This window comes from Microbacterium sp. LWH3-1.2, assembly GCF_040675855.1.
Taxonomy (GTDB): Bacteria; Actinomycetota; Actinomycetes; order Actinomycetales; family Microbacteriaceae; genus Microbacterium.
This window is the reverse complement of record NZ_JBEGIK010000001.1, coordinates 2,286,750-2,304,976: the sequence shown is the minus strand read 5'-3', so window position 1 is coordinate 2,304,976 and position 18,227 is coordinate 2,286,750. Positions and strand designations below refer to the sequence as shown.

Annotated in this window: 17 protein-coding genes and 1 tRNA gene; 9 read left to right on the top strand and 9 right to left on the bottom strand. The window is 69.2% G+C overall.

From position 1 onward, the window contains the following. Positions 1 to 4 precede the first annotated feature (4 nt). From MRBLWH3_RS10625 to MRBLWH3_RS10615, 3 genes are read right to left on the bottom strand one after another with little or no spacing between them, the layout of a single operon-like run. Positions 5 to 3,355, bottom strand: coding sequence for an ATP-binding protein (locus MRBLWH3_RS10625; protein WP_363431512.1), 3,351 nt, complete (start codon positions 3,353 to 3,355; stop codon positions 5 to 7). Then, positions 3,352 to 4,062: a DUF4194 domain-containing protein gene (locus MRBLWH3_RS10620; protein WP_363431509.1), complete on the bottom strand. Its 711-nt coding sequence runs from the start codon at positions 4,060 to 4,062 to the stop codon at positions 3,352 to 3,354. The genes MRBLWH3_RS10625 and MRBLWH3_RS10620 overlap by 4 nt, the downstream gene beginning before the upstream one ends. Then, entirely contained in the window at positions 4,055 to 5,527 is a 1,473-nt protein-coding gene (locus MRBLWH3_RS10615) for a DUF3375 domain-containing protein (RefSeq protein WP_363431507.1), read from the bottom strand. The genes MRBLWH3_RS10620 and MRBLWH3_RS10615 overlap by 8 nt, the downstream gene beginning before the upstream one ends. A gap of 97 nt (positions 5,528 to 5,624) precedes the next feature. Here MRBLWH3_RS10615 and panD point away from each other — a divergent pair, with 97 nt between their 5' ends. The 3 genes from panD (at position 5,625) to MRBLWH3_RS10600 (ending at position 8,204) form a co-directional block, all read left to right on the top strand. Beyond that, positions 5,625 to 6,011 (top strand): aspartate 1-decarboxylase, encoded by a 387-nt coding sequence (gene panD / locus MRBLWH3_RS10610; protein ID WP_363431504.1) that lies wholly within the window; start codon positions 5,625 to 5,627, stop codon positions 6,009 to 6,011. A gap of 756 nt (positions 6,012 to 6,767) precedes the next feature. Next, complete coding sequence (locus MRBLWH3_RS10605) at positions 6,768 to 7,466, top strand: GAF and ANTAR domain-containing protein (protein WP_363431501.1); 699 nt, start codon at positions 6,768 to 6,770, stop codon at positions 7,464 to 7,466. A gap of 24 nt (positions 7,467 to 7,490) precedes the next feature. Further along, the gene (locus MRBLWH3_RS10600; RefSeq protein ID WP_363430181.1) at positions 7,491 to 8,204 is read left to right on the top strand and encodes a GAF and ANTAR domain-containing protein; all 714 of its coding nucleotides are present in this window, start codon (positions 7,491 to 7,493) and stop codon (positions 8,202 to 8,204) included. 32 nt (positions 8,205 to 8,236) lie between these two features. Here MRBLWH3_RS10600 and MRBLWH3_RS10595 read toward each other — a convergent pair whose 3' ends face one another. Continuing rightward, positions 8,237 to 9,337, bottom strand: coding sequence for a fatty acid desaturase family protein (locus MRBLWH3_RS10595; RefSeq protein ID WP_363430179.1), 1,101 nt, complete (start codon positions 9,335 to 9,337; stop codon positions 8,237 to 8,239). A gap of 362 nt (positions 9,338 to 9,699) precedes the next feature. Here MRBLWH3_RS10595 and MRBLWH3_RS10590 point away from each other — a divergent pair, with 362 nt between their 5' ends. The 3 genes from MRBLWH3_RS10590 (at position 9,700) to MRBLWH3_RS10580 (ending at position 11,707) form a co-directional block, all read left to right on the top strand. Continuing rightward, entirely contained in the window at positions 9,700 to 10,191 is a 492-nt protein-coding gene (locus MRBLWH3_RS10590) for a hypothetical protein (RefSeq protein ID WP_363431498.1), read from the top strand. Between the two features lie 85 nt (positions 10,192 to 10,276). Further along, complete coding sequence (locus tag MRBLWH3_RS10585; protein WP_363431496.1) at positions 10,277 to 11,269, top strand: diacylglycerol/lipid kinase family protein; 993 nt, start codon at positions 10,277 to 10,279, stop codon at positions 11,267 to 11,269. A 144-nt stretch (positions 11,270 to 11,413) separates the two neighbouring features. Beyond that, positions 11,414 to 11,707 carry a hypothetical protein gene (locus MRBLWH3_RS10580; RefSeq protein ID WP_363431493.1) on the top strand — a complete coding sequence of 98 codons (294 nt, stop codon included), beginning with the start codon at positions 11,414 to 11,416 and terminating at the stop codon, positions 11,705 to 11,707. 285 nt (positions 11,708 to 11,992) lie between these two features. On the opposite strand, the gene MRBLWH3_RS10575 is transcribed toward MRBLWH3_RS10580, so the two are convergent. Further along, positions 11,993 to 12,066 (bottom strand) — tRNA-Pro (locus MRBLWH3_RS10575). A 130-nt stretch (positions 12,067 to 12,196) separates the two neighbouring features. On the opposite strand from MRBLWH3_RS10575, the gene MRBLWH3_RS10570 reads away from it, so the two are divergent. Continuing rightward, positions 12,197 to 12,784, top strand: coding sequence for a GNAT family N-acetyltransferase (locus MRBLWH3_RS10570; protein WP_363431491.1), 588 nt, complete (start codon positions 12,197 to 12,199; stop codon positions 12,782 to 12,784). Between the two features lie 45 nt (positions 12,785 to 12,829). Here MRBLWH3_RS10570 and MRBLWH3_RS10565 read toward each other — a convergent pair whose 3' ends face one another. Beyond that, the gene (locus MRBLWH3_RS10565; RefSeq protein ID WP_363431489.1) at positions 12,830 to 14,008 is read right to left on the bottom strand and encodes a low temperature requirement protein A; all 1,179 of its coding nucleotides are present in this window, start codon (positions 14,006 to 14,008) and stop codon (positions 12,830 to 12,832) included. Between the two features lie 37 nt (positions 14,009 to 14,045). On the opposite strand from MRBLWH3_RS10565, the gene MRBLWH3_RS10560 reads away from it, so the two are divergent. Together MRBLWH3_RS10560 and MRBLWH3_RS10555 are read left to right on the top strand one after the other, a co-directional pair. Beyond that, positions 14,046 to 14,723, top strand: coding sequence for a lysoplasmalogenase (locus tag MRBLWH3_RS10560; protein WP_363431487.1), 678 nt, complete (start codon positions 14,046 to 14,048; stop codon positions 14,721 to 14,723). Further along, positions 14,720 to 15,103: an RNA-binding S4 domain-containing protein gene (locus MRBLWH3_RS10555; RefSeq protein ID WP_363431484.1), complete on the top strand. Its 384-nt coding sequence runs from the start codon at positions 14,720 to 14,722 to the stop codon at positions 15,101 to 15,103. The genes MRBLWH3_RS10560 and MRBLWH3_RS10555 overlap by 4 nt, the downstream gene beginning before the upstream one ends. Here MRBLWH3_RS10555 and MRBLWH3_RS10550 read toward each other — a convergent pair. The 3 genes from MRBLWH3_RS10550 to MRBLWH3_RS10540 form a co-directional block, all read right to left on the bottom strand. After that, positions 15,015 to 15,395, bottom strand: a complete 381-nt coding sequence (locus tag MRBLWH3_RS10550) for a hypothetical protein (RefSeq protein ID WP_363431482.1) — start codon at positions 15,393 to 15,395, stop codon at positions 15,015 to 15,017. The genes MRBLWH3_RS10555 and MRBLWH3_RS10550 overlap by 89 nt on opposite strands. A 103-nt stretch (positions 15,396 to 15,498) precedes the next feature. After that, a complete protein-coding gene (locus tag MRBLWH3_RS10545) occupies positions 15,499 to 17,121 on the bottom strand; it encodes a LuxR C-terminal-related transcriptional regulator (RefSeq protein ID WP_363431479.1) in 1,623 nt (540 codons plus the stop codon). Between the two features lie 122 nt (positions 17,122 to 17,243). Next, a complete protein-coding gene (locus MRBLWH3_RS10540; RefSeq protein WP_363431476.1) occupies positions 17,244 to 18,146 on the bottom strand; it encodes an NUDIX hydrolase in 903 nt (300 codons plus the stop codon). Positions 18,147 to 18,227 lie beyond the last annotated feature (81 nt).

Here is an 18,227-nt window from a genome sequence, read left to right as displayed (position 1 = left end):
GCCTTCAGCCGCGCAGGCCGACCTTGGGCTTCGCCCAGGAGCGTCCGCGCGTGTCTTTGAGGATGTCGTACTCCACGTCGACGTGCGGCTCGATGGCGCTGTACTTGTCGTTCGGCGCGCCGATCACGAGCTGGAAGCCCAGGCCCCGCCACGCGCCGATCGCACGCTTGGTGAAGTGGGCGTCGGCCTTGATGAGCGCCTCGTCCATGAACACCGGTGCGTAGCGCGGACGCACGGCACCGGCATCCCCGAGCTGGTAGCGCAGGGCAGCGCCCACGATGAAGGCGATCAGCTCCTGCGACTCGCCGCCTGACTTCTCTCCGATGTGGTCGTAGAGGGCGACGTGCTGCTTGGTCGCCGCGTCGATCCGCTCGGCACTCACCCGCACGTGGTTGCGCACGTCGATCAGATCAGCGAAGTCGGGCGCCGAGCGCCGCATGTGGCCGATCAGCCGTGACATGCGGCGGTACGCTTGCTCCCGCTCGTCGTCGGACGACGCCGCCTCGATGAGGGCGCGCACCTCTCGCAGCTCTCGCCGGAAGCGGCGGCGCGCCTCGGACTGGTTCTCTCGCGTCGTGATCTGCAGGCGGTGGTCGTCGTCGTAGAACGGCAGGTCCTGCATGATCTCGTTGATCGGCTGGATGCGATCGCGGATCTCGCGGATCGAGCGGCTCAGCGTGGAGTCGAGGTTGGTGAGGTCGTTACCCGACAGCTTCAGGAGACTGTCGCGCCATTCGGCCTCGAGTTCGTGAAGGCCGCTCATCTTGAGCGCCTCGAGGATGCGCTCGAAGTCATCGATCGACTCCTCGGGATCGGGCAGGAGGTTCGGGTTGGGCCAGCGCTCCAGGAAGCCCACCATGATGCGCCGCATGCTGTCGCGCTGCTGCTCGAGCGAGTCGGCCGCCGCGCGGCGGTCGTCGGCCAGCCGCTGCGCGGCGGTCGTGAGGGCGGCGATGAAGCCTGCCAGCGCGTCCGATGCGCTGTGCGGACGCGACGTCTCGGCCAGACGGAATCGGTCATCGAGGAACGCGATCTGCTCGGGGCTCAGCATCCGTCCCGCATCCTCCGCGGCGTCGACGACCGTCTGATCCGAGTCGACGTCGTCGATGACATCGGTCCACTGCGACTCGATCTGCTCGCGCTCCACCGTCGTTCGCGCGATCTCTTCGCGCAGGCGAGCCGCCTTCCCCTTCGCGGCGGCGATCTGGCCCTGCACCCGGGCGATCTCGGGATTGGACGCCGTCACCTCGTCCTGCACGGCGAGCCACCGGTCCCGCTCAGCGGTGACCGAGGCGACGTCGACCTGCTCCCAGGTCAGATCGCGGAGCTTGGCGTACACCGCGAACCGAGCGTCGAGGGCATCCAGGGCGGCGTCCGCCCGCTTGCGGTGCTCCACCGCGCGTCCGAGCCGGGCGCGCGCATCGTCGAGCTGTCGCGCGAGGTCGGCGAGGCGCCGGTCGTTGGAGAATCCGAGCACGTTGTCGCGTCCGTGCCCACCGTGGGCGCCACGGCTCCCCTGCGAGATCTGGCCGGTGAGCGTCAGCGCCATGCGGTGCCGCGACAACTCGGCGGCGGAGTCGACGCACACGAAGCCGAAGCGGTCGTCGAGGCGCTCCTGCAGCCAGCCGGTGAACGGCGTGCTCTGGTAATCGAGTCGCCCCGGAAGCGTCGTCGTGCCACGGAGGTCCACCTCCGCGAGCCCGGTGTGCACGCCCTCGTAGCGCAGTCGCACCGGCGTGGGCACCGAGTCGATCGCCGTGCGGAACCGCCCGAGATGCGCCACGTCGATGAGAAGGGTCGTCGCGAACCCGCCCAGCGCCAGGTTGAAGGCTTCGCGCCACGGCTCGAACTCGGTGCACACCTCGACAAGCTCGCCGACGAACGGCAGGTCCTCGACCTCGAGGCCGGCCGCGCGCGCCACGAGCTGGCGCGATTCGTGCAGCGCCCGCGGGATGTTGCCCTGCAGTCCGGTCGCCCGCCGCACCTCCGCCTCCAGCTCGGCGATCTCGCCTGCTGCGGACTTCTCCGCCGAGATCGCCTCCGCGTACTCCGCGCGGGCGCCGCCCTTCGCGTCGCGGTCGGCGAGCGTCTCGCGGGCGCGTTCCACGAGCGTCGTGAACTCGGCGTGCGTGGCCGCCTCCTCGCCGATCGCGCGCAGCTCCGCCTCGAGCCCCGCGCGCCGGCTCTGCGTCGCGGTCAGTCGCCGCTCGACGTCGCGGAGCTCGCGCTGCGCGGTCTCGAGGCGATCGCCGCCCGACAGCCGCAGCACCTCGACGAGCCCGTCGCGCTCGGCCTCGGCCGCATCGGCGAGCGCGCGGTTCTCCCTCAGCGAGATGTCGGCGGCGTTCTTGCGGTCCCGCAGCTCGGTCTCGACGTCGCGGAGGAGACCCAGCCGCCGATCTGCGCGCCACAGCGTCGCGAGGGAGGCCGGGTCGGAGAACTCGCCGACCTCGTCGATCAGCTGCAGCCGTTGGATCGCCGCCGCGATCTTCTCGCGCAGCTCGCGGATCGGCTCGAGCGCGCTCACCTGCTGGCGCGCCGTGAGCATGCGCGTGCGCGTGCTCTCGAGACCGTCGAAGTGCGCGACGACAGCGTCGGCGGTGGTCATCGTCTCGGGCTCTTCGAGCACGAGACGCTTGTAGAGGTCGTCGACCGTCGTGATCTGCTGGCCGGCCTGGATGCGGGCGAGCAGGCTCATCGCCTTCGACCCCGCCCCCGCCGCGCCGATCCCGAGCACCGCGTGCAGCCGTGACGAGAACTCCCGATCGGTCCCGACAGGGTCGAGCCCGGCGTTCTTGATCGAGAGGTCGGAGAGGCGCAGCGCCGCCGCCTGCTGGAGCGAGCTCAGGTCGAACGCACGGTCCGTCGTCGCACGCACCCGCACGGTGTCTTCGAGAACACGCGCGCCGGCAGGGATGTACCAGGCGCGCACCGCGGTGAAGCGGGTGCCGTCGTGGTCGATCCACGTCATCGCGACGGCGGTCCAGGTGTCTTCGCCGTCGCCGCGGAGCACGCGCATCTTCGTGCCGTCCTCGGTACGCGACTCGTCGAGCTTGCCGCGACCATACGAGAGGATGTTGCGCTGCTCGTCGCCGCGCGGTCGACCCGTCACTGCCCCGTTCGAGGCGCCGTTGAACGGCGTCGTGTGCGGCATCATGAGCGCGATGTAGGCGTCCATCAGCGTCGACTTGCCCGAACCCGACCCACCGCACAGCAGGGTGGCCTCCGGCGAGAACCGCACGCGGTGCGCGCCGTCGTAGCCGCCCCAGTTGACGAGCTGAAGATCCTCGGCGAGCCACTGCTGACCGCGCGAGGCTGCCGGGATGAGCCCGAACAGCGTGTCGAGCATCGTCACAGCGCGGCCTCCTCGAGTTCGAGGTCTTCGAGATCCGGAAGCGGGCCCTGTGCGCGCAACCAGTCACGCAGCTCGCGCAGCTTCTCTGCGCTCAGCACGATCTCGACCAGCGGGCTGATGCGGAACCGGCCCGTCGTGTCTTCGTCGACGATGCCGTCGCGCGCGAGCCGATCCATGGCCTTGCGGATCGACCGCTGGCGGCGGGCGGTATCCCCGTCGGCATCGACGAAGTAACTCATCACCGTCTGTTCGACGTCTTCGATGTCGACGCGCGCCGCAGGCTCCCCCGCCGCCGACTCGCGCTGATAGACCGTGCGCAGGTGGACGAGCACGAGCGTCTCGGAGCGGGTGTACGCGGCATCCCGAAGCAGGATCGGCATCTCCAGTTCGTCGGAGCGCACCTGCTGCTTATAAGCGACGCCGCGGTCGTGGTCCACCACGAGGCGTACGAAGAGGTCGTTGAGGCGCGACTCGATGAGCTGCTGGTTGTCGAGCAGCACGGTCCACTCGTCGCGGTTGCGGTCCGCGAGCACGAACCGTCGCTGCAGCACGTGCACCAAGAGACGACGCACGGCCGGGTCGAGGACGCCTCGGTCGCCGGGGAAGAGCTCGTCGAGGTCGTCCTCCATCGCGACGGGCGCGATGAACGCTTCGCTCGCATCGACGTCGCCGGCGTCGAGATCGCTCCGTGCAGCGGTCTCAGTCATCGTGGTGCTCCTTCGCGGTGCGGGCGGTCACGGATCCGAACGCGAACCGTCGCGTCGTCCCGTCGGGACGCAGTGCTTCGACGACGGACACCCCGTCGCCTTCGCTCATCCCGTTGCGGTGGGCGATCTCGAGGAGGCCCACCAGGTCGACCGGGCGTCTCGCCGCATCGTCGGCTCCCTCGAACGCGTCGCCCAGGTCGAATTCGTCCCCGAGACCGGCGACGTAGGCCTCGAGCTCGGCGTAGCGGGGTCCGCCCCACGCGCGGGTGTCGGCATCCGCGAATTCCGCCTCCTCGTCCGAGGCGGTGAGCGGCGCCGGCGCACCGGGCGGACGGACGTCGCTCACCGACTGCCGCAGGTGGCCGATGTCGGCCATGGGAAGGCTGCGCAGCGGCTCGACGGCGGCGTCGGAGGACGAGCTGCGGGTCCACGCCTGGAGAGCCGCCATGACGTCGCGCAGCAGGTCGTCGACCTGCCGGTCGCGGATCGGGTCGTGGGTGCGGACCTGCCCGGTGATCACGCGGGAGGCGCGGCGCTGAGCGGTGAGCACCTCCTCCACGCCCAGCTCGACCCGGCGGCCGATGGCATCGAGCTCCTTGCGCTGCTCGCTGTCCATGAGGCGCGTGAACGGCTGTGCGAGCAGCGTGTGGAGCTGCTCGGTGAGGCTGTCTATGCGCTCCGGATCGCCGATCAGGCGCAGCGCGCCCGCGAAGGCCCGGCCTTCGGCGGTGGACTGCATGACGTGCTGGCCGCGCTGCAGATACTCGCGCAGCACCTCGCCGGTCGGGCGGACGTCACGGCGCAGATCCGCGACGACATCGCGCTGCATCGCCTTGATGGACTCGGCGACGCGCGTGAAGTCGGCCGGCAGCTCGCGCGCCAGGTGCAGCACGTTCTCGGCCTCTTCGAGAAGCTGCTCGTCGTCGACCGGCTCGGCCTGGCCGAGCTCGAGCCGGGCTATCTCGGCGTCGAGCGCGTCGCGCTCCCGGATGAGCCGTGCCATCCGGGCGGCGGGATCCGTCTCTGCGTGATCGGAGAGCCGTTCGACCGCCTCCAGCAGCGTGCGGACGCGCGAGTTCGACACGCGGGTCCGTCCACCCGCGGTGCGGCCGGTGATCTCGAGCGCGCCGACCGCGTGAGCGGTCAGGCGGTACACCTCGGTGTCACCGTCGATCTGCGGCACGAGCCATCCGACCCGCACCCAGTAGCGGCAGATCTCCCGGGCAGTGCCCACGGGGAGCGCGCGGTCGCCCTCGTCGTAGCCCGCGGCGCGGAGTTCGTCCAGGATCTCGGCGACCTCGGCGTGGGCGTCCGAGATGTCGACGGACGGGCGATCGACCGTGAACACGATCGAAAGAGCCGCGATCACGAAGGGGGCGTAGCGACCGTGCAGCAGGTCGAGGGTGGGGGTTCGGAACGCCGCGAGAGCCCGCAGGTATGCCGCCTCGGCACGAGTGTTCCCCATCGCTTCCAGCCTACCTGGACGGGCACGGGACCACGATTCGACCAGTGGGGGCACGGCCGTATTATTGGACTCGATCCACTATCACCCGGAGTCTCCCTTGCGTCGTATCCTGCTCAAGTCCAAGATCCACCGCGCCACCGTCACCGGCAGCGACCTGAACTACGTCGGATCGATCACGATCGACGCCGACCTTCTGGACCTCGCCGACATCGTCGAGCACGAGCAGGTGCACGTCGTCGACGTCAACAACGGCGCTCGCTTCGAGACCTACACGATCGCCGGTGAGCGCGGCACCGGCGTGATGCGGATCAACGGCGCCGCCGCGCGTCTCGTCCACGCCGGCGATGTCGTGATCGTGATGTCCTACGCGCAGTATGAGCGCGAAGAGGTGCTCCTCCACCAGCCCGTCGTGGTCAACATCGACGAGTCGACGCCCGGCGTGCGGGTGAACAGCGTCGCGCGCGTCCTCACGACCGCAGGCTGACGGCGGTCGCCGGGGCCGCCGGCACCGCCGGATGTCTTGAGGCCCTCACGTCCCCTTGTTCTGAACAGGAAACCGGCCGGTGAAGACTCCTCCGATCGAACCCCCTGACTCGGGTCGTCACGGGGTGATCGAGGCGGGAGAGCCCGGAGCCGTGAAGGTGCAACGATCAAACGCTGGATCGATCGACGGGTGGTGGATCGCCAACTGCCCTGTCGGCTGATTCCTGCGCGCCACCCTTCCCGGCCACGGCTTGCCGGCTGGATCGAGCGCGAGTCTCCTCGGAAGGCTGCGCGCCGTGCCAATGCTCTGATTGCGCACTGTGCCAGTCGCTGGAGGATTCCGGATCGTCCGGGACTTTCACGTCGGGACCGGGTTGCGCGTTCCGGTGGGGCATCTGGCTAGCGATGTGAGATGGTTTCAGAGATCGGTCCTTCGCGACCTGACCCTCTTCGTGTTGTCGGCCCATGTCCGCAGACTACGCACAGCAGATGTATGCGCTCCCAGCTAGTGATGCATCCGGTCTCCTCCCGACGCCGAGCCGACCCGACCCCGCGGCGCCCGCCGGGCCCGAGGGGCCCGAGGGGCCGCGGTGCGGAGGAACGGCGGAGATCGTCCCCACGCGGATCCTGGTACCCATCACGCCTGCCGGGCCGCGCACGTTCCGGCCCACGTTGAAGCAAGCGGTGTACGATCGCGGCAAGGGCACCCGGACCCAGCGCCCGCTCATTCCGATGCGAACGGCGGGGAGCGATGTCGATGACAGCCGGCAAGGAGCCAGAAGGCGATGCGTTCTCGCTCGCCGCCGCCGCGCTCACCGCGGTGGGAAGCGATGATCTGTGCTCGCCGCTGCGAGCGGCCGTCGCGATGGCGGGCGCGGTGATCTCCACCCTCGGTTCGCCGATGGGATCGCAGACGGTGTGTGCCAGCACCACGCTCGGAGCCCGGATCGACGAGATCCAGATCGACTTGGGTGAGGGTCCGTCGTGGGAGGCCCTGCGTACCCGGCGCCCGGTCGCGGCAGCCGATCTCCAGGTCGACGGCGGAGCGCTGTGGCCGGGCGCGTGGGCGGCCCTCCGAGAGCTCGATCTGGGGTCGCTCTACGCCTTCCCGCTGTTCGTCGGGACGGTGGGCATCGGGTCGATCGCTCTCTATTCGACCGCCGCCCGCGAGTTGTCCGTCGCCGACATCACCGGGCTGAGCAGGCTCGCGGTGATCGTCTCCGGCACGCTCCTGCGCCGAGCGTTGGGCCGCCTCGATGTGACCGATGATGAAACGGCCGACGAGCCGTACTCGCGGCGGGAGGTGCACCAGGCGACGGGCATGGTCGCGGCCAGGAACGGAATCGACGTGGACGACGCCCTCATGCTCCTGCGCGGGCACGCCTACGCGACGGGCCGCCCCGTGCGCGACGTCGCCGCCGCGGTGATCGCCCGCAGCCTGGACCTCGGCCCGTGACAGGACACCGCCTAGGATGACGGCATGACGGTGCCGACCCGTGAGCATCAGCTGCTGGGAACCTTCGTCACGCTGGCGGACTCTCTCGTCGACGACTTCGATGTCGTCGACCTTCTCCAGCGACTCGTCGACGACTGCATCTCGCTGTTCGACGCGTCCGCGGCCGGCATCCTTCTGCTGAGCCCGTCGAATCAGCTCGAGGTGATCGTCTCCACCAGCGAGCGAAGCGAACTCGTCGAGCTGATGCAGCTGAGAGTCGGTGCCGGCCCCTGCGTGGAGGCGGCGACGACCGGCGAAGTCGTCTCGGTGGACGACATCGACCAGATCGCGGACCGTTGGCCGGCGTTCGCGGCCGATGCCCGCGCCTCCGGGTTCCTGTCGATTCACGCCATTCCGCTGCGACTGCGGGACTCGACGCTGGGATCGCTGAACCTGTTGCGGGAGGAACCGGGAGCGCTCAACGCAGCAGATGCCGCCGCGGCGCAGGCCCTGGCTGACATCGCCACCATCAGCATCCTGCAGCAGCGCCTGGCAGAGGAGTCGGAGCTCACCCAGGCTCAGCTCCAGCGCGCGCTCGACAGCCGGGTGGTGATCGAGCAGGCCAAGGGATACCTCGCCCAGCGACAGAACATCGACATGGACGAGGCGTTCGCGCGGATCCGGAGCCGCGCCCGCTCCACCCAGACCCGCATCGGTGTCGTCGCGGCCGACGTCATCGCCGGGCGACTGGTCCTCTGACCACGCCGGAGCTGCGCCGGTTGCCGGTCCGGCTAAAGGGTCTGCCGCTGCTGGAGCAGCGGACACTCGAAGGGATCGCGCTCGCCGAGCCCCACCCTGTTGATGTAGCGGACGACGATCCCGTAGGACTGCCAGAGACCCGTCTGGGTATAAGGCACGCCATGCTCCCGGCAAAATGCGCTGATCATCCCCGACGCCTGCCGGAGGTGCGGTCGGGGCATCGAGGGGAACAGGTGATGCTCGATCTGGTAGTTGAGCCCTCCCATTGCCGTGTCCAGCAGCCGGTTGCCACGGATATTCCGGCTCATCAGCACCTGCCGACGGAGGAAATCCACCTTCACGTCGGCCGGGACAAGCGGCATCCCCTTGTGGTTCGGAGCGAACGCCATGCCCATGTAGACGCCGAACACACCGAGCTGAACCCCGAGGAACGCGAACGCGATCCCCGGCGACAGCACCAGGAACACGAGCACGAGGAACCCGATGATCCGCGCCGCGAGGAACGCGATCTCGATCGGACGGCGACGCAACGGTTCCCGCGAGAACACACGACGCACGCTCGATGCGTGCAGCGAGAGGCCCTCCAGCAGCAGGATCGGGAAGAACAACACCCCCTGGTGCGCGATCAGCCAACGCAGTGGTCCACTGCGACTCGCGCGCCGACGGTCCGCCTGCTCCGGAGTGAACGCGATGACGGGCAGTTCGATGTCGGGATCGCTGCCGATCTTGTTCGGGTTGGCATGATGCCGCGTGTGTTTGTGCTGCCACCAGCCGTAACTCATTCCCACGAGGAGATTACCGATCACCAGCGTGGTCCAGTCGTTCCACCGACCCGAGCGGAAGATCTGCCGGTGGGCAGCGTCATGACCGAGCATGGCAACCTGCGTGAGAACGACGGCCAGCACGGCCGCCGTCACCAGCTGCCACCAGGTGTCGCCGATGAGGATGAAACCGGTGATCACGCCCGCGATCACGATCGGGGCCGCGACGAGCTTCGTCCAGTAATAGCCGTAACGACGACGCATGAGACCGCTTCCGGTCACCAGCTGCGACAACTCCGTGTAGTGATTCGGCGTCTTCGGCGTCGTGGATCGCACCGACGATGCGATCGATCCCGAAGGGATGACGGCCATCTCATGCCCCCTGCCACATGAAGCGCGCACAGATCGTGTCGCATCAATGACGGGGTCCGGGCCATCTGCTCTCAGGGTATCCCCGTAACCCCGCGCGCGCACCGGGGGCACGGCGAACGCACAGGCAGGCCGACATGCGGCAACGTCTCGGACGCCGGCGCGCAGGAGCCCTTCGCTGGGCCGATTCGCGATGCGCCGACCAGTCGGTGCGGGGCGGATCGGCGTCGACGGCGACTGACCACGTGCTGACGCCCTCTGAGAGAGAGTCGTCCTCCGATCGCGGGACTGGTGGGTTGGCCCGCGACGCGCGCGACGTTCGCGCAACCTGTGAGGTGCACATGTTGGAGGCGTACCGTCACATCATGAAGACGCAGACACGAACGAGCGGTGTGGACGCCGCGCCCCTGGGCCTGGGATCGGTGCTCGTGGGTTCGCTGCCTGCAGCGCTGATGACCGAGGATGCCCCGGATCGGTACATGGTGGAGGCAGTATTCAGTCGCCGTCCCGAACGGGAAGAGGTGACGGCGATCCTTGGCAATGAGACACGCGACTGTCTCACGGAGTCGGGGTACCCCACTGTTGAGGTCACGGTATCGGATCGCCGTCTGGAGATTGCGAACACAAATCTCGAGGAGTTGCGGGATGGGTTAGCGAGTGTGCTCGCGGATCGGCTCGCCGAAATCAGCGCGGTCGTTCGCGCGACGCGGGAAGCAGCGGCCTTCCGGTTCGCGGAAGCGGCCGCCAGCGAGAATGAACGAGCGACGGCTGTGACGGCGCTGGCGGCGTCGGTGTCCTTCAGGGCCTCTGGAAACACGCAACCGGCATCTGCATCCGGTCATGAAGCTCGCCGCTGACGCTCGCCGGGTCCATGCCTCGACCGACCGAGCAGCCGAGCCGCATCGCTCTGGGCACCCGACCATCGCGCGGGCTTCTCAGATCATGATGCGAACCCATGCGGCGGTTGTCTACAACCCGGCCAAGCTCTCCGTCGATCGGATCCGCCCTGCCGTCGAGGAGCAGGAGCGCTCACTGGGATGGTACGACACGCTGTGGTATGAGACGAACGGCCATGACTTCGGGCGGTCTGCTGCCGAGCAGGCGCTCGCCGACGAGCCCGCGGTGGTGATCGTCGCCGGTGGCGATGGCACGGTGCGAGCCGTCGCCGAGGTCATGCAAGGCACCGGGACGCCGGTTGCACTTCTCCCGGCGGGCACCGGGAATCTTCTCGCCCGAGATCTCGGCCTACCTCTCAACGACATCCGCTCCTGCGTCTCGACCGCCTTCTCTGGTGAGGATCGCGCCGTGGATGTGGGCGTCGTTGAGCTTGAGGACGAGACCGGCAGGCGAGCTTCCCATGTGTTTGTGGTGATGGCCGGCATCGGCCTTGACGCCGAGATGGCGGAGAACACCAGCGCGATCGCGAAGAAGCATCTCGGGTGGTTCGCGTACGTCACGCCGATCGCCCGGTCGATCATCGCGAACAGACTCTTCCACATGGACTACCGCGTCGATCGGGGGCGGGCCAGGTCGACCCGTGCTCATACCGTCATCGTCGGAAACTGCGGAACGCTCACGGGAAACATGCTCCTGATCCCCGATGCGGTCATCGATGATGGCCTGCTGGACGTCGTCATGATGCGCCCGAAGGGAGCTTTCGGATGGGCGAGGATCGGGACGCGCCTGACTCTCCAGGGCATCGCCCGCCGCTCCCCACTCGGTCGAAAGCTGCTCGGGCAGGCGCCGGACATTCATGAACTGGTGTACCTGCAGGGCACGCAGTTCGAGGGCCACTTCGAGACTCCCCACATCGTCGATCTCGACGGTGACAGCTTCGGCCGTGCCACCCGCGTGCACATCAGCGTGCGTTCCCGCGGGCTGCATGTTCGAGTCCCCGGGACGATAGGCCGACCGCGGGCGCGTCTCCAGCGCTGAGCGTGCGAAGAGAGGGCGTTCATGCACGCATGGTGGGAAGAGCTTGTCCATATGTTCACGGGGCGTGTCAGGCGCCATGACGACCTGCCCGATCTGCGAGCGTTAACATCGCGCTCGGTCGCTTTGGAGCGGACCCACTATCTCGTGAACGATCGCGAGCGTCAGGGGCATGAGCGTCGCGCCTACATCCTTCGCTGTGAGCCCGACAGCTCGCGAGGGTCGGTCAACATCGCCGTGTTCTCCAACGGGCGAGGTGTGGGCTATCTGCCGACGGACGTGGCCGAGGAGATGCGGCCGTTCCTCGACCGGCTCGGAGGCGCCGCGATCGTGAACGGTGCCGGAGCGCAGACCGGGAGTATTCGACTGAGGGTCGATCTGCCCACGCGGAGCGCGCTTCACGAGTTCGTCGAACGGCTGGAGACACGAGAGCGCGAATAGGACAGCAACGGTTCGCCCGCTTCAGTCGAGCGCGCGCCGCTGATCTCACGCGGCGTCAGATTGCCGAACGCCGGCATGACGCGGGTTCGATGTGCGCTCGTACTGTCGGGGGTGAATACGGAGGCCGACCCCACCGTTCGGGAGCAACCGGAGCGGAGTCGAAGCAGCCGGGTGTCTGCCCGCGATCGGGCGCTGGGGCGGTCGAAGTGACGGCATCGCGATGACGTGGTCACATCTCACCAACGAGAAAGTCCCGGGAACCCTGAGGTTCCCGGGACTTACCGGTCGGGATGACAGGATTTGAACCTGCGACCCCCTGACCCCCAGTCAGGTGCGCTACCAAGCTGCGCCACATCCCGATGCCCTCGCTTGCACGCGGACAACTCCCCCATCCTACCCGCTCCACGGAGGCCTCGCGAACCGGGGCACGCCCGGGCGTGGCATCCGTCGATGCTTGCCCGTGTCGGTGGGGCGCATTAGCGTCGCGACATGGCGAACATCACCATCGAACCGGCCACCGGAGATCGTTTCGACGACGCGCAGCACGCGCTCAGCGGCGGAGGCGACGGCCGCGGCTGCCAGTGCCAGTGGTGGATGATCACGAACGCGCAGTGGCAGCAGACGTCGCAGGTGCAGCGGCAGGAGCTCCTGCGCGACGAGCTCGATGCCGGGCCGCCCCCGGCCCTCATCGCCTACGTCGACGGCGAAGCGGCCGGCTGGGTGCGGATCGGGCCGCGCACGACGCAGGTGCGGCTGGGCCGCACGCGCAACTTCATCGGCGCGTCGGAAGAGGCGTGGGATGACGAGACGGTGTGGTCGGTGAGCTGCTTCGTCGTGCGCAAGGAGCACCGCAACCAAGGCCTCAACGCCATGCTGCTCGAGGCCGCGATCGCGCATGCGCGAGAGAGCGGAGCCCGGGTGATCGAGGCGTACCCGCTCGACCCCGACGCCGGCAGGAAGATCCCCTCCAATGAGCTGTTCCACGGCGTGCTGTCGACGTTCGAAGAAGCGGGGTTCCACGAGGTGGCGCGGCCGAAGCCGCACATCGCGATCGTGTCGCTCGATCTCGCGAGCTGAACCCGCGCCCCGCCCGAAACCCCGAGGGCGCAGCATCCGTCCGCGTCAACGGACCTGCGTCGGCTCCCGGCGAACGCGATCGACCTCGAGCACGACCACCACGCCCACCAGAAGCGCGGCCGCGACGACGTATTCCCCCGACGGCAGCAGACCCGCCAGCGCGATCAGCACCGCCCCGGCGAGCACGGCCGCCGACGCCCAGCGCGACAAGGACGCGCGCAGCAGCACGAACCACGACGCCGTCACCACGATCGCGATCGGCAGCGTCAAGGCGAGACCGGCGATCTCGTGCGAGATCTCGGTGTGCCCGGTGATCTCGTCGATCTCGACCTCCACGCCCGCCGACACGGCACCGACCGACGCGAAGATCACGTAGTGGAGATAGCCGAAGCGGAAGGCGGACTGCCTGCCCTTGAGCCGGTGCTGCTGCTCGCGGGAGAAGTAGACCCACCAGATGCCGGCGGTCACGACGATCCCCGAGATCGCGAGCGTCACGAGCTCCGGGACGTGCTCCCCCTCGCCGAGCGCGTCGATGATCGCGTTCGCCGAGGCGAGCAGACTCTCACCGAGGAGCAGGAGCGTGAACAGCCCGTAGCGCTCCGCGATGTGGTGCGGATGCCACGCGGTGCGGCCCGAGGACTCGCCCCACACCGGTACGAGCAGCTCGAGCGCCACGAGCACGAAGAAGGTCCAGAACTGCGCCGCCTCGTCCAGCAGGTAGATGCGCGCGACCCACAGCACCTGCACCGCAGTGACACCGAGGGCCATGCGCAGCGCGGTGCGTCGGGAATCCGGATCGGATGCTGCGGCCCGCAGCCACTGCGCGACCAGCGCCAATCGCATGATGACGTAGCCCCACGTCACGACGAGGAAGTCGAGCTCCACCATCGCGTCGTGCACTCCGGCAGCGAGGACGAGGACGCCGCCCATCTGCACGATGGTGAGCACGCGGTACAGCCAGTCGTCGGTGTCGAACGCCGAGGCGAACCACGTGAAGTTCATCCACGCCCACCAGATCGCGAAGAACACCATGAGGTACGCGAGCACGCCCTGGCCCACGTGGTCCTCGGCGATGAGGTGATGCAGGTTCTGCGACGCCTGCGACACCGCGACGACGAACACCAGGTCGAAGAGCAGCTCGAGTGGGGTCGACACACGGTGCTCGGCCGCCCTATCGCGGGCGGACATCCGGACGAGGCCCATCCGAGCCAGAACATCGGTCATGCGACGATTATGGTTGCCCTGCGTATCGAGGAGGATCATGCGTCGGCTCTGGATCGGGTTCGTGCCGTACATCGCGGTGTCGATCGTGCATGTCGCGGCGCTGGCGGCCGGCTCCGACGCGGTTGCCGCACCGACGAAGCTCGCCCTGATGCCGCTGCTCGGCCTCGCGGTCGTGTGGGGCGCCTGGGGCTACCGATGGGCGCCCGCCCACACCCTGCTGGTGCTCGCCATCGTGTTCTCGTGGCTCGGCGACGGCGCCGGCACGTTCGTGCCCTGGCTGCCGACCGTGCCGATGATGCTGCTGTTCTTCGGCCTCGCGCACCTCTGCTACATCTGGCTGTTCTGGCGGGTAGTGGCCGTGCGCCGCGTCCCGCTCTGGGCCGCCGTGTACGCCGTATGGTGGGTGGTGCTCCTCGCCGTGCTGTGGCCGAACCTCGGCGCGCTGGCCATCGCCGTCGCGGTCTACGGTCTGGTGCTCGGCGGCACGGCGGTGGCAGCATCCCGTTGTCATCCGCTCGTCATGTGGGGCGGCGTGCTCTTCCTGACATCGGACTCGGTGCTGGCGTTCCGCCTCTTCACTCCCGACGCGATGCCCGACTGGACGAGCCCCCTCGTCATGCTCACGTACTGCCTGGGTCAGGGCCTCATCGCCGCGGGCGTCCTCGCGAGCGTGCGGACGCGGCACGCGGCGGAGACCCCGGTGGCGACGCGATGACGGATGCTGCGACTTCGGGCGAGTCGGTCAGGGTCGACGCCTGGCTCTGGGCGATCCGGATCTACAAGACGCGCTCGGCCGCGACCACTGCGTGCCGGGCGGGGCACGTGCGCGTCAACGGCGAGCGGGCGAAGGCCGCGCACGCAGTCAAGCCCGGAGACGAGGTGCGGGTCCGCATCGACGGTTTCGACCGCATGCTGGTGGTGCGCCAGACCATAGCGAAGCGGGTCGGCGCCCCGCTGGTCGCGACCGCCATGGAGGACCGCACTCCCCCGCGCGACCCTGCTCCGATCATCGCGCAGCGCGACCGAGGCGCAGGCCGCCCCACCAAGCGCGAACGCCGCGAGATCGATCGTCTGCGCGGTCGCGACGCCGACTGAGGGAGACGTCGCCGGGGTGCGGGCCGTCGAGCGCCGCGCGTCGTTGCGCGAGGCACAGGACGAGCATGATGGCGCACGACACGACGTAGAACGTGTGCAGCGCCCAGATCGGCCCGACGGGAAGACTGAACACGTAGAGCGAGTAGACCGCGTTCGCCGCGTTGATCATCACGAGGCTCGGCAGACTGTACGACGAGACGTCACGCGTGCGCAGCGCTTTGCCGAGCATCGGCAGGTTGCTGACCGCGAAGACGACGGTCGAGACCGTGCCGGCGATCAGCGGGATGTCCACGGCCCCACGGTATGCGCGGGCACCTGTGCGCCGCGTCGGGCGAAGAGCGCATCTTCGACGACGCGCGCCCGTGGGTCATTCTGTGTAGAGCCGATCGCCGCGGTCAGACCAAGCCGTTCTCGTACGCGTAGGCGGTCGCTGCCGCTCGGGACGTGATTCCGAGCTTGCCGAAGATGTTCGCGAGGTGACGCGCAACGGTCTTCTCGCTCAAGGTGAGCCTTTCGCCGATCCCTCGATTGGTGAGACCGGTCGACACGAGTCGCAGGACCTCCAGCTCTCGAGCAGTGAGCGCCCCGGCGCGACGGTCGCCCATCGCTGCGGCCAGCTCGGCGACGGCGGGTTCCGCGCCGAGCGCGAGGAACACCGTGTGGGCAGCATCGAACTCTTTCTGCGCCGCATCCGCGTCGCCGAGCGCGCGCAGGGCGCGGCCGGCGAGCGTGCGGCACCGTGCGACCTCGTACGGCGCCCCGATCAGCTCCCACGCCCGCGAGGCGGTGCGGGCCGCGTTCACCGCGTCGCTCATCCGGCCTTCGGCGAGCAGCACGCGCGCGTCGGCGGCGACGACCGTGGCGTCGAGCATCGGCGTGGAGGTCGTCGTGCTCGAGTCGCGCAGCTCCTCGACGGCGCGACGGGCAGCATCGTGATCTCCCGCGGCCACCTCGATCTCGGTCACGGCCGGAAGCAGGTAACGCCGGGTGAGCGGGTCGGCGCCCGCCGCGCTTCGTCGGATCTCGTCCTGCGCCCGCCGGGTGCGACCGAGCGCGAGGTGGAGCAGCGAGAGACCCGGCTGCGGCTCCCATCCGGACTCGCCGGCGCGTCGATAAGACTCCTCGGCGGAATGGAACGCCCCGCGCAGGCGCGAGAGCTCCGCGTGCTGATAGGGCGCGCCCCACATCGCTCGGTAATCGCCTGCCCGAAAGCGCGAGAGGGCTAGTTCCACGGCAGTCGATGCCTCCGCCCAGGCCCCGCGAACCAGCAGGAGTCCGGCTTCCAGTGCCCGATACTGTCCGCTGAACGCGATGAGCTGGGGCTGTTCGGCGCACCATCGCCCCAGCACACCCGTCCACGCGGTCGCGCGGTCCAGGTCGAAGGCCAGGACGGCGTCGGAGACAGCGCCGCAGACGATGACCCCTGTCGGCAGCGGAGCCACATCGCCGGCCGCGATGGCGGTCATCGCCTGATCGAGGCGACCGAGTCCCTCGGAGACGGCACCGGACTCGATGAGGGACTTTCCCAGGCCGAGTCTGGCCAACGCCGCGAGTTCGCGGTCGGCCTCGCGCTCAGCGATCGCGAGGACCTCCTCGAACGCATGCACCGCTTCGGCGTTGTTGCCGCTGCCGAGCTGACCGACGGCAGGAGCCAGCCGGACGAATCCCGCCAGCGCGCCGGGCTCCGGCATGGCGTTGACGATCCGCATCGCGCGCGCCGCCCACAGCACGCTGTTGGTGAAGTCCCCCAGTTCGATCAGATCGAGGGCGAGCCATCCGGAGGTGCGCGCCGCCCCAGCGGCGTCCTCCGTCGACAAGTGCGCCGTGTAGGCCCTCGAAAGAGCGTCGATGCACGCCCGTGGGTCGCCCCGGAAGAGCGCTGCGGTCGCCAGGAGCGCGAGGTCGGAAGCTCCGAGTCCGTCCTGCCCGTCCACGCGGGCGAGCCGCTCCCAGGCATCTGCCCAACGCCAGTCGGTCATCGCCGCACGGCCGGCGTCGAGGTCGCTGGAGGAGTTCATGCCGCTCCCACCCCTGTCGAGCGCCGACCTCGGGGCGGCGCCCGTGTCCCCTCGAAGGATGCGGGAACGCTACCGCTGATCCGGCCGACCTCGCAAGGACGACGCCGGGTGTCCGACGGGTCTCAGCGCTCGAGCAGGTCGAGCAGCCAGCGTGCGCCGCGGACGGCGGCTCCGGCACCCGTCACCCGCGCCGAAAGCCCGCGGTCGCTCGTGACCACCGTCACTCGGCGCCCCGCGGCAAGCGCCTGCTGCGTCGCCAACACGATGGCGTCGTCACCGGATGCCTCGGCCCGCACCAGCTCGACACCCGCGTCACCCTCCACCCCGCGTGCCCGCCCCTCGACGACCGCCGTCCACTCCGGATACCAGGTCTGCTCGGGCATCTCCAGCGCGGACGCCGGCACCCCGTGCGCGGCGACGTCGGCGATCCGCGCGATCAGGCGGGAGGCGGCGCCGGGGCGATCGCGCCACCAGCCGTCGGGCACCGAGCCCATGACGTTCGCGACGTCGACGATGACTGCGGGCCGCATGCCGAGGAGGCCGCGCATGCGCTCCCACGAGGCTGCGAAGCCGGGGTGCAACGGGTAACGGGTGACCTCATCGATGGGCACCCACGCGAGCTCGCGACTCTCGGGGTCGCTGATCGTGGGCGCGAACGGAACCATCACGTCGCCCACGACGGTGGTGTAGCTCCAGTAGCCGAGATCGAAGACGCTCAGCACGCGAGGCTGCACCGCGGCACCAGGCACGCCCGCCTCCTCGGCGGCCTCGCGGAACGCACCGTCGAAAGCCGATTCGCCCTCGTGACGCGCACCCCCGGGCAGCGCCCAGGTGTCGCCGAAGTGGCTCCACGACACGCGGTGCTGCAGCAGCACTCCCCGCTCGGCGTCGATCGCGAGCAGACCGGCGGCCCCGAACCGCCCCCAGTACCGCTCCCCCGTCGGCGCCACCACCCACGCGTCGCCCGGGGCGCGGGGTCCGTGCGGACGCCGGGGCTCGCCGGCGGCGGGAGGCTCGATCGTCACCCTGCCAGCCTGTCACACCACGCCCCCACGGCGGCGATAACCCCGCGCGACCCGGCCCGCGCTACTCGCGTGTCCGACAGA